The organism is Methanococcus maripaludis (genome assembly GCF_013760955.1).
Taxonomy (GTDB): Archaea; AGJL01; Methanococci; order Methanococcales; family Methanococcaceae; genus Methanococcus; species Methanococcus maripaludis_A.
In genome coordinates this window covers 270,731-285,801 of the sequence record NZ_JACDUL010000004.1, presented here as the reverse complement: position 1 = coordinate 285,801, position 15,071 = coordinate 270,731, and the positions used below count along the sequence as shown (strand labels likewise).

Sequence of the window (15,071 nt, the reverse complement as noted above, 5' to 3'; positions counted from 1 at the left end):
GAAAATCTTAAAGGAAACAGGCTTGATAACATCATGATTGAGGGAGATGTTGGGGAAATGCTAAAAAAAGTAGAATCCCAGCAATAAATAAAAAAATTGAATGATAAAGTTATTTGAACAGTATTGGAGACGTATACCTATGGAACCACTATTTATGATAATTTTATTGGTTACAGGTATTTTTGTTGGACTTTTTGCCGGCCTTTTAGGAATTGGAGGATGTTTCATCATGATACCGATCCAATACTGGATTTTAACAGCAATGGGCATAGACCCGACTATTGCAATAAGAGTAGCATTTGGAACAAACCTCATGGTCGTTTTGCCAACCATATTAAGTGGTGTACTCAAACATCATAAAAAGGGGATTGTTTTATGGAATCAAGCGATTACCCTTGGTGTTATTGGGGCAATTGGAGGATTTGGGGGAGCTTATGTTGCATCCTATCTTTCAGGAACTATTCTTAAGACAATGTTTGGTTTAACAATGTTAATTGGCGCTTTAAGAATGATTACAGCAAAACCAATTAGGGTTGAAGGTGAACCTAATAAAAATACTTTAACTTACATATTTTTGGGTATTATAATCGGTTTTGTTACAGGTTTAATCGGCATTGGAGGGGGCGTTTTAGTAATCCCCATCATGCTGATTTTTTTAAATTTCAATATGCACGAAGCAATTGGTACATCTAGTGCAATGATAATGTTTACCTCGTTAGGGGCAGGCTTAGCATACATGTTACTTGGATTGGGTCAGGCAGGACTACCACCTTACTCAATAGGTTATTTCAACATACTCCAGTGGGGATTGTTGGCAGCCACAAGTATCCCCATGGCAAGGTTTGGTGCACACTTTGCACACAAAATCCCTGCAAAATCATTGATGACTTTATTCATTGCCATAATGGCATATATGGGCTTAAAAATGATTGGCATATTTTCCTGGCTTGGATTACCATTATAACTCAGAAAATATCGAAAATAATTAAATTTACATTTTTTCATTAAAAAATTTATTTCGTCTTAATTTTAAAATCTTTTTTAAAACTCCGACCAAATTATGGATTGGATATTTTTTAAAATATTGAAATTATCAAAAATTAATGAATTGATAAAACATAAAAAAAGAGAAATATTTGTTTTTAAATTATTCAACTAAGATTGGTCCATTTTCAGTCCATTTTACAGTTATTGGTCCTTCATGAAATTCATCGAAAGTTTTAAAGTATTCCAATGCAGCTTGTGTTCCTAATCTATCTGAGCCTGCAATGTATACTATTTTATGGCTTTTAATTACTTTTCCAGAGTTATCCTGAACTTTTAATATTTGAATAACCCCTCTGTTTTCTTCAGGGTTTTCGTTTGAAATTGAATTTTAAATTCCCGATAAGAAGAAAATCAATCATTCGTTTTTTCATGTCTAAAACTTGCCCGAATCTTTTCCATCCACACCGGAATCTTCACATTATCTGTAGGATAAAACTCCTTGATACACGGTTTAATATCGAGGACTGGACTGCCATCGATGGCATCGAGACCGGTGACTTTGAGAGTTGTACCTTCCCGTCCAACGAGGCGGGCAACTGTGGTGAGAATAGGATTCGGACGGGCAGGGCTGCGGGTGCAAAAGAGCCCCACTGGAGGGTTGTTTGGATTACCCCTCGGGCGGATTTTTTTCAGGGCACAGGCTTCGCGGGGGACGCCGTGAGCCCAGTATAAAATCGTGATATGGGAAAATTCTTCAATTCCATCAAGGTGTTCAGCAAGATCACTATTAAGGACTACCTCAGAAACCGTGTCATTGGCTTTGTGAATCATTTCGTGGGTCGGAGCATGGCCTTCTCGCATTTTAAGGCCCTTTTCACTTGCGATGATGAATGGCTGCTTGATGTTGTTGCGGACCATGCCAATTGGCTGCAAAGTTATATTTTCGAATGTTGTATCCATAATTAGCCTCCGTTTAGTATCTATGGCGTAATAAAAAATTTATCTTTAGTTTGGGCAATTATTTGCCGCCTGTTTAAATTAAACTATACGCGGAGAAATTATATATAAATTTTTATTTGTTTAATGTTTTTCAGACAAAAATATCAATTTTAATCATTTCCAGTAGCTTTTTTAGTTGGAAGAAACGTCCTGTTCGGCCATATTCAGGACTGGTAATTAAACTAGTAATTTCCCCATTTTGGATGATCAAATTTTGGATATTAATTTATTTGAAAATTAGAAATAAATGAAAAAATAACGAAAATGTTTATAAATGGACTAAATTGGCATTGCTAAAAAAAAGAAAGTTGTTCCTGAATGTCTCAGGAGATTCCAAGATATTCGAACATAAGTGCATCCATTATTTCATCAGTGGCCTCTTCGTCGGTATCATATAATTCTATAATATATTCACGTGTCCATGATTCAAGATCAATATCTTCGAATCTATCAGGATAGATAGCCTTTGCAGCAATCATTAGATTAATAGGAAGTTCAAGCCTCTCTGATTTGCATGGTGTTGAGGAAAGAGAGTATACTTCACCGGATTGGATAGCGGTCATCTCCTGTATGCCCCCATACATCTCCTCATCATACAGCTGTCTTGGAGGGTGGTATCCGCTATATGTACACAGGATGATCTTATCCGGGTCAAGTGCAAGCATCTGTTCGGCTGAAACCAGATTAGTGCCACTATCTGTGTAGACATTGTTTGCATTTATTACATCTTCCATGAAGGCAATTTCTATTGTTCCACTTCCGAATGCATATCCTGCACCGCCGTATCTCTCTTTTGCCCACGTAGGAGCTCCGAAGTAGAGGACATCTACTTTCTCATCCTCAGGTATTCCAGCAGTTCTTTCAGAAATGAAATCAACTCTTGATTTCATTGTGTCTATGATCTGATCGGCTTCATCCTCGTTTCCGAAGACTTCTCCGAGAAGAGCTATTTCTTCATAAATGGTATCTATACTAGGATTGTCGTAGCATGACGGATACTGAAGTACTACAACCGGTATTCCCATTGACTCTAATTGTTCGATGAATTTATTTGTGTCTTCAGAACTTGCACCCATATCCCTGAGAATAAACAGGTCCGGTTCAAGTTGGGCAACAGTTTCTGCATTCGGTGATCCGTATGGCCCTCCAAATCCTCCGACATTCGTCAGGTTCTTGATTTCAGGATAGAGGAGCTGGCCTATCCAGTTGTTGACTGTGTAATCATTTCCGTTGTAAACGTAGGTTCCGGCCGCTGTTGGTTTTGTTGAGATACTTGCTCCAACAATCTTGTCGCTCTTTCCGAATATGTACATTGTAGTGTCGATGAGGGAGCGACTCATTGCAACTACCCTTTGTGGATCTTCAGGGATGGTAACCTCCACCCCCCTCATGTCAACGACTGTCTTATAGCCTGTTGACTGTTCTGAATTGTCTGTTGTCTGTAAACTTCCACTGTTGTCTGATATACATCCTGCGCATAGTATGAGCAATATGGACATGAACAGACTAAGGATCAGTGTAATCCCGGTATTTTTTCTTTTCATTATTCTACCTTCCACCAGATTTTTATAGTGTTTGACTTTTCGTTAAGTATATACTCCCCATTATCTTCCTTCAAACTGAACTTTAGATAATCCGAGAGTATTTTTTCCTGTTCAGGGGTTTCAATTTTGTATTGTTCATTAAACTCGTCAATGTTGCCTGAAAGCCCGTAAACCTCCGTACGTGTTCATGTAACTTGTCTCAACATTGAGTAAATTCTCAGGGAATAGGGAACATTAAAGATAACCTCCCTTTTGAGCTGCTTGTACTCTTTCTGTTGCCCCTTTTTCCACATATTACAATCTTCATCTTCATCAGATCTGTACTATAAATTGATTTTCACTTTCCCATCTCCCACCAGAGGGCCGTGCCCATGTTGCTTTCTTTGACTGCAAACCCTTTTTCATCTCGGGCAAGAACTGTGCTGAGGTAATTCCGGAGAATTTCCTCCTGTTCGCTGGTTTCAATGTTGTATACAGAGCTTAACTTTGAAACCGCTGAATTGAGATCAGGGAAATGATTGTTGCTCTCAATTTCAGCTACCCTTATGTTTGGGTAAATCCCCATTGAGTAAAGTACATTATAGATAATGTCTGCCTGAGGAGTGAGGCAGAACTCTTTTCCATGGATTTGTGGCCAGAGTTCCAAAAATCCCTTTTCCCATGACGGCATTCCGGAGATCCAGAAAATGTAAACCCATTTTGAGGAAACTTCCTCCATCATCCTGATGGTATCCCTTAAATCCTGCATTCCAAGAGAATATGATGCAAAAACAATATCGTAAGGTCCCTGGAGGTCAGAGGAAGGATCAAGTTCCTCCCAACGTTTTCTGACAATATCAAGATTGGAAACTCCGTTTTCTGCAGCATATTCCTCCATGACATCTGCCATGCCGTGAGATGGTTCTACTGCAGTTACATGTTTCACACGGCCGGCGACGGGCACCGCGATTGTTCCCGGACCTGAACCAATGTCAAGTACCCTGGAATCCGGCGATAAGGGAAGACTGTCAATAATAAATTGTTTACGTTCGGGATTGGCAAAAGAGTTGTTAAGAAAAGCTCTGGCCGCCTCTTTGCTCTCCCATATTGAGGCACACTCCCCAAAAGCTCCGCATTTGATATTTGCTTCGTTTATCTCATTCCATATTTCGTTCCAGTCAAATCCGTAATAGTTTTTCATTAAAATCACCTTTGGAAATCTGGATTACTGCTCTCCAACACACCAATCCATCCATTGTGCTGTCCGCAGCTTTTCCGCTGTTGTCTGGTCGACACCATATGTATTCATGTAGAATTCTATAAGCCATTCGTCAAGTTCGATGTCTTCAAATCTGTCAGGGTATGCAGCTTTTGCTATTACCATCACATCTATCGGGTACTCAATTCTCTTTGCACAGTTGCATGGGGTCCATGGAAGGGACATTATACGCCCGTTCTTGACGGCCTTGAGCTCCCTGAGTGATTCATAATAAGTAGCCTCTGTCAGTTCCCCAGGTGGATGGTATCCCCATGCAGTACAAAGGACAATTACATCGGGATCAAGGGCAAGCACCTGCTCTGTATTGACGATTTGGAATGTACCTATATCCACCTGATAGGCGTTTTTGGCATTAACAACAGTCTCTATCATATAGGATTCTGCAGTCCCGAGACCCTGGGCGACTCCAGCACCCCCCTGTGCCCGGTGAGTAGGAGAAAGTCCAAACATAAGCACTGAGGGTTTTTCATCTTCGGGAATGTCTGAAGTACGTTCCTCCACAAGTGCAATTTGAGATTCGAGATATGCTGCAATTTCTGCTGCATCTTCTTTCTTATCGAATACGTCCCCGATTATTTCGATTTCGTCAGAGATCCTGGTAAGAGATGCATCATCATAGCAATTGGGGCTGTACAGAACAACAACTGGCATACCCAAAGACTCAATCCTATCAATCGTCTTTTGAGCAGCTTCGGCATCTTCCCAGAAGGCACTGGTTCCAAGTCTGACTATAACAACATCGGGCTCTAAAGAAGACAGCGTTTCATAATTAAGTGGAGATCCATATTGTGCAAAAAGCGGGATGTCTTCAATATTTTCAATTAGCTCCTTTATTACATGGTGCCCCCCAGTGCCGTTCACGACGCCTCCGTCATCTGTTGGGTAGGAATATGTCCATTCACTCTGTAAAGCCGATGAACCTATGCCAACAATAGTACCTTCAACTCCGAGAGCGTACATTGTCCCTTCGATCAGGCCATCAGAGACTGTAGCAACTCTTTTGACGTCCGACGGAATTTCAACTGCAACTCCACGGGAATCGATGACAGTCCGATAATCTGACCCTGCAACGCCTGATTTTTGTTCTTTTCCAGATGTATCTTCAGAGACACACCCTGCAAAGATGACGATCAGGGATATAAGAATAAGAATCAGTGCCTGACTGAATAACTTAGCCTTTATTTTCATTTGTCCACCTCCCACCATAGCCGAATCCCTGTACTTTTTCCTGGGAGTACCATGTGTCCGTTTTCATTAACCAACATGTTATCCAGGTAGTCTTTAAGGACTGACTCCTGTTTCGGTGTCGATATCCCATATTGCTCTTTTAATCCCTGGAAGGCGGCATTATAGTCAGGATATTCAAAATGATTAGGGAAATTCCTCGATTCGACATTTGGGTAAATCCCCATAGAATACAAAAGATTGAAGATGACGTCTGCCTTTGGTCCGCATGAATACTCCTTTCCGTGAAGGTCAGGCCATAGGTCTATCATCCTCTGCTCCCATGCAGGGGTTCCTCCGAACCAGAATAGGTAAATTTTCCCGGATGCAACGGCGATCATCTTTTCAATGGATTCTTTAATATCGGGCATTCCAAGTGAATGGGAGGCAAATACGATATCATATGAATCCTTAAGGTCTGTTTTTGGATCAAGGTCTTCCCACTTTTTTGGGACAATGTCGAGATTGGAAATTCCTTCCTGAGCTGCATACTCCCCCATTACTTCAGCCATTCCGTTGGCGGGCTCTACTGCCGTCACATGTGCTGCCAGTCCGGCCAGAGGCACGGCAAGCGTTCCGGGACCTGCACCCACATCAAGAATGGTGGAATGTTTCCCTGGCTTAAAGAGTTCAATGATTTCTTGTATACGTCCAGGATTTTTATTTGACCTTTCAAGGAATTCCTGAGCTTTCTTTTTGGAATCCCATACTGTTGCACAATCCCCTTTTCCTTTTAATTCAATACTTTTTTCATATTGCTGTTTCCATACTTCATTCCAGTCGATAGAATTGTAGTTCATTAATTTGTCCCCCATTTAGTCTTTTATTTCTATATTTTCATATTGGCTGTAAGAATCTTCAGTGGCAGGATACGACCTTGCCCCAGGCTCTCCTGCAATACTTCTGGGCATTACGACCCGAACATCTCCTGATCTTCTGACCGAGCATGTATCGGAATAAATCATATCCAATACCTCTTCATTGATCGTAACATCGGGCGGACCATCAGCGACAATACCGTCTTTTGATACCACTATCACCCTGTCACAGAACCATGCCACATGGTTGGGATCGTGACTGCAGGCAAGGATCGTCTTTCCTTCTGCTGCAATGTCTTTCATAGTCTCCCAAATCTTCATCTGGTTCTGGAAATCAAGAGCAGATGTGGGCTCGTCGAGAAACATCATAGGCGTATCTTGAGCAATTGCCCTTGCCATCAGCACCATCTGCCGCTGTCCCCCAGATAACTGGTTGTATGGCCTGTCCGCAAGATCCCCTATTTCAAGCTGTTCCAGCGCATCAATTGCAATCTCTTTATCTCTTCGCTTAACTCCAAAAATACCTCCAAGATGAGGGGTTCTCCCCATCAAAACTACTTCTCTTACGAGATATGGAAATGGAGGTTTGTGCTCTTGTGGCACATAGGAGACAACTTTTGCAAGCTCTTCGATAGATCTTTTTGAGGTATCTTTTCCAGCCATGTGGACAGATCCCCGGTCAGATTTCAGGAATTTAAGGCAACACTTGAACAGGGTTGTTTTTCCACATCCGTTAGGCCCGAATAGTCCGCACAGTTCTCCTTCGTTTACAGAAAATGAAATTCCCGATAATACGGGGAAATCACCGTAATTGAAATGAATATCTTTTACATGAAGCATGATCAATCACCCGAATATTACTTTCCCCTTGTGTCTCAGCAAGTAACAGAGATAGGGAGCTCCAAGAATCGATGCAATAATCCCAACGGGAATTTCAGAGCTTGTAATTGTTCTTGCCAGTGTGTCGCATAGGATCATGTATATTCCACCCATCATCATCGATGCAGGGATTACATACCTGTTGTCGGGTCCGAGAATCATCCTTGAAGCATGAGGCATCATCAAGCCAACCCAAGCAATAATTCCAACAAGAGACACTGCAAAAGCAGTAATTGCAGTGGCAATAGATACCACTATGAATTTATATTTTTCGGGGTTCACTCCAAGAGTTCTGGCTTCATCATCCCCCATTGACAAGATGTTAAGTTTCCAGCCCATTGCCCACAAGATAAAAAATCCTACAGTGACGAGGGGGGCTATCATCCATACATCATTCCATGTTGCATAATAGAATCCGCCCATAAGCCAGAATACAATCTCCCTTAAGGCAGTATCATCTGAAACATATTTCAACAAAGATACAAGTGCCGAGAAGATAGATCCTATGATTACACCCGCCAGGATTAATGTAACAATTGGGGTCTCCCCACGAACACGGGCCAGCGTATACGTCATTGCAACTGCAAGTGATCCAAATGCAAATGCGGAAAGCTGAATCGAGAAAAATATTGTTGGAAAGACAATTCCCATGGCAGCACCAAAGGCCGCTCCCGAAGATACACCAAGGATATATGGTTCAACGAGTGGATTTCTGAATACTCCCTGAAAAACAGCACCCGCAATGGCAAGTGCTCCACCTACAAATATCGTAAGCAGTACTCTTGGAACACGAATGTCCCAGATAATAGTATTATGAAGTTTTCCAATGGTTGATACATCTCCAAGTGTAATATGTGTTAAGATTGTAGTGTATACAGTGTGGAGTGGGATTTCATAGGCCCCCATAGCTACTGCAGTGAGTGCAGATGCAAAAAGAAGCCCAGAAATTACAACCAGGATTAGAATTTTTTTGTATTCTGAAAACCCTGCAACGTCTTCATAGCCAAGGGCTTTCAGAATCTTTTTTATACTGGCAATTTCGGTCATAAGTTATCACTTTGTTATCTAATGCTGGACAGTGTTTAAGTGAATTTAAAAGGTTATTTATGTAACACTTTTATCTCAAATTGTATTACTTTATAAAATTATATATAATTTTTTATTAGTTTTTAATATTTTTAAACCAAAATTATTATTTTGGATACTTTGATAGCAGAGTTTTTCGTTAAAAACCGTTATTACGTAAAATTACCCTTTAAAAAAAATCATGGAGTAAATCATGTAATTATAATTACAACAATATGTTCTTATTTTCTACTTTGATTTTATTACTAAAATAAACCGTCTGTTTTTAAAATAAAGAATTAAAACACGATATTATTTTAAAAAACAGTTATTTTTCGGAAATAATGTTTATTAACTCATTTCAAATGGAAAATTTTAAAAAAAGATTAAATATCGTTAGTTACCTCAACTTCCCAATCAAGTGGCAAAGAATACCCAACATTAGGTATTTTGTTGGATCAACTGTTTGATATTAATTTATTTAAAAATTAGAAATTAAAATCTATTAATTAATCGAATATCCGAAAATGGAGTAAAGATATATTGATTTTCCCCCAAATTTGATTGGATACCGTGTGTTTTGAAAACAGTTTTTAATAGTTTAAAGATAAAACAACGTTAACTTTATAAATTAATTATTTTCAATGTATACAGGTAAGAAGATGTCAAATTTTGTTTGATACATATAGACACGCCTTGTGTTAAACTTTCTTGCAACTGAATTCAATTTTAAAAAACACAGGGTGAGCATATGATTCACAATAAAACCGAAAATTTAATTCATACCTTTTTTTACGTTTGTTTTATGGCATTTGTAATGACCACGTATAATTTGGCATTACACAGGGGCTTTTCTGCAGAAGTTCTCAAAGTGAGCTGGTTAAGTTTTCCACTTACGTTCATAGTTGCATTTACGCTTGAATATTATGTTGTTGGAAGACATGGCATGAAATTAGTGTTTAAATTACATAAAGATCATCACACAGCGTTTCAAAAAAGAGCGATAGCTGCGTTAGTTATTGTTTCAGGAATGGCTTCTTTGATGTCATTGTATGGATCCATTTTAACAGTTGGATTTTCAAATGAGTTACCCCTAACCTGGGGCCATAACTTGGTTATTAACTTTATATTTGCTTATCCTTTAATCGTATTCGTTGCAGGGCCGCTTGTGGGCTTTGTTTTTAGAAAAATTTTTCCAGAAGGAAGTATTATCGATGTTGCAAAATAAATATACTTTTTTTAAATTCTTTAAAAAAGATCTATTTCAAAATTTAAAATTGGATAAATCTGTAAAACAGCATTTTAACAGTTTTATCCGCTTAAATTATTAAAATTATTCGTGGCGAATAATATTTTAGTCCCAAAATTTTGATATAAGTACACGGGACTCCGAAAACTACACACGGGACTCCGAAAAACGATAATTTGACGTCAGTTCCTAGTAACGGGATCCGAGTCCCGTGACTTTTGACTGCTCAAAATGGGGGCTTTTAGCGTAAAATTGAGATTTATCAAAATAGACTATAATGTTATAACGGGTCTTGTAAAATACGAAATAAAAGAGCTTTAAACGCTGTAAAAAGAGAAACGCGGAGACCGAGATTTGAACTCGGGTTACGCAGAGCGTAACGGGATTAGCAGACCTTAAAAAAATTTGGTTTATTTTTTATTTCTAAAATGCTTTCTTTTTTTAAAATAACGGCTTAATAGTTTTGTTTTAAAAGACCCTTATATGTTGTCTTGTAATCATTAATTTTAGATCATCTGCATTCAGAGGACTTACAATTGTTGTATCAAATAATACGGGATAATTTCCATTATATTAAATTAATAAACACTATATATCTCTTTTTAACACATTAAATCATGTAGTGTATTTTTTTCATGTTTCAGGAGATTAATATCTGTGATTGAAACATTACCTGTTAGCTAATGCCATATATTCTTATATCTTATTTTTTAAGGTGATTATTTTGATTAAAATCTGTCCGTATTGTTTAAATCCTGTTGAACATTTTGAAAAGGATTATCACAAATCCGAAGTTAAAGCTGTCAATGTTCATACAAGTAACAAAAACTGTTCAATATTACAGACCAATTTTGTTAAAGATCAGGCAAAATGTTCAAACATTCAGAGTTTGAAAATGAATGCTGGAAAAATTTCAAAAGATTTGAATTTATCTGAAATTCAAAAGAAAGACTTTTTTAATTCGATTATCAAGTTAAAACGAGATAAAAACCACCTGAAAGATTACATTATTTTGCAGAGTGCATTAAACACCGTTTTGGTGGGTGGTTAATTTGATTAAACGTTATATTCTTTTTTTATTACTTTTGTTGTGTGTTTCAACAGTAAACGCAGGTACAACAACTATATCGTCTAGTGATCAAACGAGCGACTATTATGTAATACTAAATAATCCGTATACTGATGAATTATTGCTCTCAGCATTAAACACCACTTCATGGAGTCATTATATCCCGGTAGTTGTTGGGTATGGAGATAATAAAGTGTATTTTTCTTCGGAAAAAGATTTGGCAAGATTTTGTACGGTTTTAGCATATAATAATAAAGTATTGCCGTTTTCGGGGGAATATGTAGCATATATCGGGGATCAACCTGCGACTGTTACAACATATTATTCAACATCAACTACGACACGTACCGGATATGTTGAAAACGCACAATATGCGTATATTTATGCAGTGGCCTATACTGGTGGAGATTATTATGGGTCCGAATCATACGTGTATTTTAATTCTGAGTCCTTAGCCCATACTGAGGGGAAAAATGCAGTTTCTGGTCAATTTACTTCAAGGGCGGTTTCGGGAACCTATGACCATAGGGTTTGTTGTGCCGGATACCAAGGTTACGGGTTTTATTCTGTAACAATCTTTGATTATGTAGATTATGATGATACATTAGTTACTACATTAATAGAACCTCCCGACCAGGGGACTGTGTCGATCAATACTGAACCAGAAACAGCAGTCTATGACGGGGATATATTACTAGGTACAACCGATAACGGCGGACTTTTAGAAATAGATATCCCGATAGGAGAATATAATTTAAAACTAGTGAAAGAAGGGTACTGGGACGCGTACGAATATATCAACGTAAATATTGAGAATGAAACGGAGTTATTTGTTTCACTTTCCCCAAATTCTGCTATTTTCCAAGTTTCAAAAGAGTTTTCTGAAGAAATATACCCAAATTCTGTTGGAACTCTCTCGATGGACGTATCCCCTGTTAAAGATGCTTATGCTACAAAATTAAGGGTTTCGGGGGTTGAAGTAAACAAGGTTTATTACCACACTCAAGAGATCCCAAAAGCAGCTGATGGATCTTACATTTTAGGGGATATCACAAATACACAAAATCTCGAGATTGAGTTTAAAACTCCTTCATCATGGGGTCAAAAAACATTTACTGTTGAATTATCTGCCGTAGATATCGAAGGTACAGCTTACACAAACCTTGAAACGATTAATTATGAAGTTTTGGAACTTCCATTTTTACTCGAAATGCCTGAAACTTTTGGAATCGGAACAAATGATATTACAGTAACTGACATGTCTGGAACTGCTTATTCAGTTTTACTGGTTCTTTACGATTCTGAAGATGTTGAACAGTGGAGTTCAAGCACCAGCCTTTTGGAATACTGTGATTACACGTTTGAAGTTCCAATTGATGATGCAGATGACTATACAATTGAATTAATTGCAAAAGCAGGAACTGTAAAAACATATTATTCAATCGAAATAATTGAACCAGTAACTTTGATTACTGAAGAAATCACTGCAAATTCAGGAAATGTTGCAACAGTTCAGTTTAAGATCTCAAACCCTACTTCAAATGTAAAATATTATACTGCTGAGTTAACCTGTCCGTTTTATAACGAATCAATTGCTAAAACGTTTTCAATAGCCCCTGAAACGGTTGACAAAACAGTTGACATTTCTTTTGAAGTTCCAGAAGAGTTAGAACTTGAAAACTACCAACTTTCATTAGAAATATTTGATCCTGATAAAACGGATGCGATTTATTCTGGAAATGTTGTTTTAACTATTTCAGAAAGTTCACTTTTCCTGGCTTCAGTTCCTGGAGGTAACACAACATTGATTCTTTTAGCTGCTGCAGTTCTTTTAATTGCAGGAACATTTGCAGCATTGAGGCTGAAAAAATGATAAATTCAAAACTATTTTCTATTTTTTGCATTTTTTTAATTGCTTCTTTACCCTCTGCGAGTGCTTTTTCTGTTTTAGGGCATGATATTGGCCTAGGCGATGGAGTAACAGCAGGTGCAGGTGCACTTGTAGGAGCCGGAGCCGGCGTATATATTGTAGGTGGCCTTACTTCAGCAATTGCAGCAGGAGGTGCAGCCGTTACAGCTCCTGCATGGGTCCCTATTGCAGTAGTTGCTGCATGTGCCGTGGGAGGTGCATTAGCAGTCAATTATGGTTACAGATGGATTACTGGAGCAGATGCAGAAGATGAAGGTGGTGCAGTCACAGGAGCTGCAAAGACTAACGTGTCTGATGGAGAATACATTAATGGAACGTACAAATACGACCTTCTTGCAGGATACCGCCAGTATTCAGAAGAAAGTGCAGCAGAAGATATTGCAGAAATTAAAGATAAATTAGAATCAGAAATTGGGATATACAAGTTTACTGTTACAGGAACGTTATCTGATGTTGATGTTTCAATGAAAGGGCCTGACAAAATATATGGGTTTTCTGCGTTTCCAGTTCAGCTGAAGTTTGATGAAATATTAACAGGTTCAGAGAGTTCCTATGTTGAGATAGAAAACGTTAAAATTTACCTTGTAGATTCCGAAGGCGTAAAATGGAATGAAAAAGAGTATACGGATAATATTAAACTTCAAAAAAATAATGACGATCATCCTGAGGCAATCGAAGAATATATTATAAACTTCACAATGAAAGCACCGGATCCCTACATTGGAAAAGCAAAATCCCAAATTACAAATGCACCCAATAGGGAAATTCTTGAAGAGCTCATAAATGCTGAAGTTAAACGATTTGAACTTGTTGTTGAAATTGACGGACACGTTGAACATTACAAGAAAATAACTAAGTGGAGTGATGAACTCCAAGATTATATCACAAAAGAAGAACATGACGATTCAGTTACATTAGATACAAAGCTCACAACTCTTGAAGCATGGGATAGAATCCACAGCGGTGCTTACTACATCGATGGGGCTGATGCTTCACTTCCTACATCATACATAAATGAAGTGACACCAATTGCTTACTCTTCATATTCAAATGGGGCTACTTCTAACGTGATTGGTCGAGTTTGGGCAAGTCCCGTACACTGCTATAATTCATCATCACAGTACAGATTTGTTCTTATCGGACAGCCCGGTAATTTAGAGCCTGTTCCAGTAACTATTGAAGATGATTATAGAGCTTTAGTTTTAAAACTCCGTGATGATGGTGTTGCATCAATTGCTTCAGATACCCCTGGAAACTTCCACGATATGTCTACATACACTGGACTTACAACTTCGCTTAATTATCTAAAAGACAGCAGTACTGAAGCTTTTGAAACCTACTTTTTAGTTGTTGCAGATGTTGACGATGGAATTGACTCAGCACTTCCAGTCTGGTGTCTTATTAAACCGCGTATTTCTGTAATTGATAACGTGAAATATTCGTTAAATGAGGAATTCAAAGAAGAAATCCTTGAATTAATGAGTGATGGCTCAATTTCAGATAGTGATTCTCAAAGAATCACTGAAATAATCCAAATGTCTGAAGAAAGCTTAAAAGAAAAACAGTATGTTGCAGAATCAGAATCTGGAAAATATGAAGATAACGATAAAGCTAAAAATGCAATTTCAAACGCTTTAGAAGACTATGAAAAAGCAGCAGCGTACTACGAAAAGGCCAAAAATACTGATGATCCTGAAGAAGTAAAAGTTTATACATATCTTGCAGGGGACGTTTATGAGCCAGCTGGCGACTACTGGAAAGAAGCGGCAGCAAAATACAATTTAGGACTTGATGATCAAGGAGATGCACTCGCAAGTAATGCTGAAAAGCTTGAAAGTTTGGCAGCTGAGTATGAACCCAGTTTATGGTTTACTGCAGGATCCACTGTTTCTGAATGGTGGACTCAGTTTAAGTCTGGTTTTGGTATCGGTGACGTTCCAGATGCAGCACTGCTTGTAATTGTTATCGTTGTCCTTGTCTGTGGTACAATACTGGTTACTAGATTCATTAAGTAAATTATAACTTTTTTAAAACTTTTTTTAAGGTGGT

General features: G+C 38.3%; 12 protein-coding genes. 5 read left to right on the top strand and 7 right to left on the bottom strand.

All coding sequences use genetic code 11. From position 1 onward, the window contains the following. Positions 1 to 139: 139 nt before the first annotated feature. Complete coding sequence (locus HNP90_RS09085) at positions 140 to 964, top strand: sulfite exporter TauE/SafE family protein (RefSeq protein WP_012067990.1); 825 nt, start codon at positions 140 to 142, stop codon at positions 962 to 964. Between the two features lie 434 nt (positions 965 to 1,398). On the opposite strand, the gene tsaA is transcribed toward HNP90_RS09085, so the two are convergent. The 7 genes from tsaA to HNP90_RS09045 all read right to left on the bottom strand — a co-directional run bounded on the left by tsaA (position 1,399) and on the right by HNP90_RS09045 (position 8,756). Continuing rightward, on the bottom strand, positions 1,399 to 1,947 hold the full coding sequence (gene tsaA / locus HNP90_RS09075; protein ID WP_012067991.1) for a tRNA (N6-threonylcarbamoyladenosine(37)-N6)-methyltransferase TrmO: 549 nt from the start codon (positions 1,945 to 1,947) through the stop codon (positions 1,399 to 1,401). A gap of 362 nt (positions 1,948 to 2,309) precedes the next feature. Further along, on the bottom strand, positions 2,310 to 3,530 hold the full coding sequence (locus HNP90_RS09070) for an ABC transporter substrate-binding protein (RefSeq protein WP_012067992.1): 1,221 nt from the start codon (positions 3,528 to 3,530) through the stop codon (positions 2,310 to 2,312). A 337-nt stretch (positions 3,531 to 3,867) separates the two neighbouring features. Beyond that, entirely contained in the window at positions 3,868 to 4,710 is an 843-nt protein-coding gene (locus HNP90_RS09065; protein WP_012067993.1) for a class I SAM-dependent methyltransferase, read from the bottom strand. A gap of 24 nt (positions 4,711 to 4,734) precedes the next feature. After that, positions 4,735 to 5,976, bottom strand: a complete 1,242-nt coding sequence (locus tag HNP90_RS09060) for an ABC transporter substrate-binding protein (RefSeq protein ID WP_155810750.1) — start codon at positions 5,974 to 5,976, stop codon at positions 4,735 to 4,737. Then, entirely contained in the window at positions 5,973 to 6,812 is an 840-nt protein-coding gene (locus HNP90_RS09055) for a class I SAM-dependent methyltransferase (protein ID WP_012067995.1), read from the bottom strand. The genes HNP90_RS09060 and HNP90_RS09055 overlap by 4 nt, the downstream gene beginning before the upstream one ends. A 15-nt stretch (positions 6,813 to 6,827) precedes the next feature. After that, positions 6,828 to 7,670, bottom strand: coding sequence for an ABC transporter ATP-binding protein (locus HNP90_RS09050; RefSeq protein WP_012067996.1), 843 nt, complete (start codon positions 7,668 to 7,670; stop codon positions 6,828 to 6,830). A gap of 6 nt (positions 7,671 to 7,676) precedes the next feature. After that, a complete protein-coding gene (locus tag HNP90_RS09045; protein ID WP_012067997.1) occupies positions 7,677 to 8,756 on the bottom strand; it encodes a FecCD family ABC transporter permease in 1,080 nt (359 codons plus the stop codon). Positions 8,757 to 9,525: 769 nt separating this feature from the next. Between HNP90_RS09045 and HNP90_RS09040 the strand changes: the two genes are divergently transcribed. The 4 genes from HNP90_RS09040 to HNP90_RS09025 all read left to right on the top strand — a co-directional run bounded on the left by HNP90_RS09040 (position 9,526) and on the right by HNP90_RS09025 (position 15,037). Further along, on the top strand, positions 9,526 to 10,002 hold the full coding sequence (locus HNP90_RS09040) for a DUF2798 domain-containing protein (protein ID WP_012067998.1): 477 nt from the start codon (positions 9,526 to 9,528) through the stop codon (positions 10,000 to 10,002). 736 nt (positions 10,003 to 10,738) lie between these two features. After that, a complete protein-coding gene (locus HNP90_RS09035) occupies positions 10,739 to 11,074 on the top strand; it encodes a hypothetical protein (RefSeq protein ID WP_081430747.1) in 336 nt (111 codons plus the stop codon). Between the two features lies 1 nt (position 11,075). Next, positions 11,076 to 12,965 carry a peptidase associated/transthyretin-like domain-containing protein gene (locus tag HNP90_RS09030; RefSeq protein WP_012068000.1) on the top strand — a complete coding sequence of 630 codons (1,890 nt, stop codon included), beginning with the start codon at positions 11,076 to 11,078 and terminating at the stop codon, positions 12,963 to 12,965. Next, the gene (locus HNP90_RS09025) at positions 12,962 to 15,037 is read left to right on the top strand and encodes a hypothetical protein (protein WP_012068001.1); all 2,076 of its coding nucleotides are present in this window, start codon (positions 12,962 to 12,964) and stop codon (positions 15,035 to 15,037) included. The genes HNP90_RS09030 and HNP90_RS09025 overlap by 4 nt, the downstream gene beginning before the upstream one ends. Positions 15,038 to 15,071 lie beyond the last annotated feature (34 nt).

Excerpts from the sequence above, each read along its gene's own strand:
- HNP90_RS09085 (WP_012067990.1), top strand. The coding sequence starts at position 140 with ATGGAACCACTATTTATGATAATTTTATTGGTTACAGGTATTTTTGTT.
- tsaA (WP_012067991.1), bottom strand. The coding sequence starts at position 1,947 with ATGGATACAACATTCGAAAATATAACTTTGCAGCCAATTGGCATGGTC.
- HNP90_RS09070 (WP_012067992.1), bottom strand. The coding sequence starts at position 3,530 with ATGAAAAGAAAAAATACCGGGATTACACTGATCCTTAGTCTGTTCATG.
- HNP90_RS09065 (WP_012067993.1), bottom strand. The coding sequence starts at position 4,710 with ATGAAAAACTATTACGGATTTGACTGGAACGAAATATGGAATGAGATA.
- HNP90_RS09060 (WP_155810750.1), bottom strand. The coding sequence starts at position 5,976 with ATGAAAATAAAGGCTAAGTTATTCAGTCAGGCACTGATTCTTATTCTT.
- HNP90_RS09055 (WP_012067995.1), bottom strand. The coding sequence starts at position 6,812 with ATGAACTACAATTCTATCGACTGGAATGAAGTATGGAAACAGCAATAT.
- HNP90_RS09050 (WP_012067996.1), bottom strand. The coding sequence starts at position 7,670 with ATGCTTCATGTAAAAGATATTCATTTCAATTACGGTGATTTCCCCGTA.
- HNP90_RS09045 (WP_012067997.1), bottom strand. The coding sequence starts at position 8,756 with ATGACCGAAATTGCCAGTATAAAAAAGATTCTGAAAGCCCTTGGCTAT.
- HNP90_RS09040 (WP_012067998.1), top strand. The coding sequence starts at position 9,526 with ATGATTCACAATAAAACCGAAAATTTAATTCATACCTTTTTTTACGTT.
- HNP90_RS09025 (WP_012068001.1), top strand. The coding sequence starts at position 12,962 with ATGATAAATTCAAAACTATTTTCTATTTTTTGCATTTTTTTAATTGCT.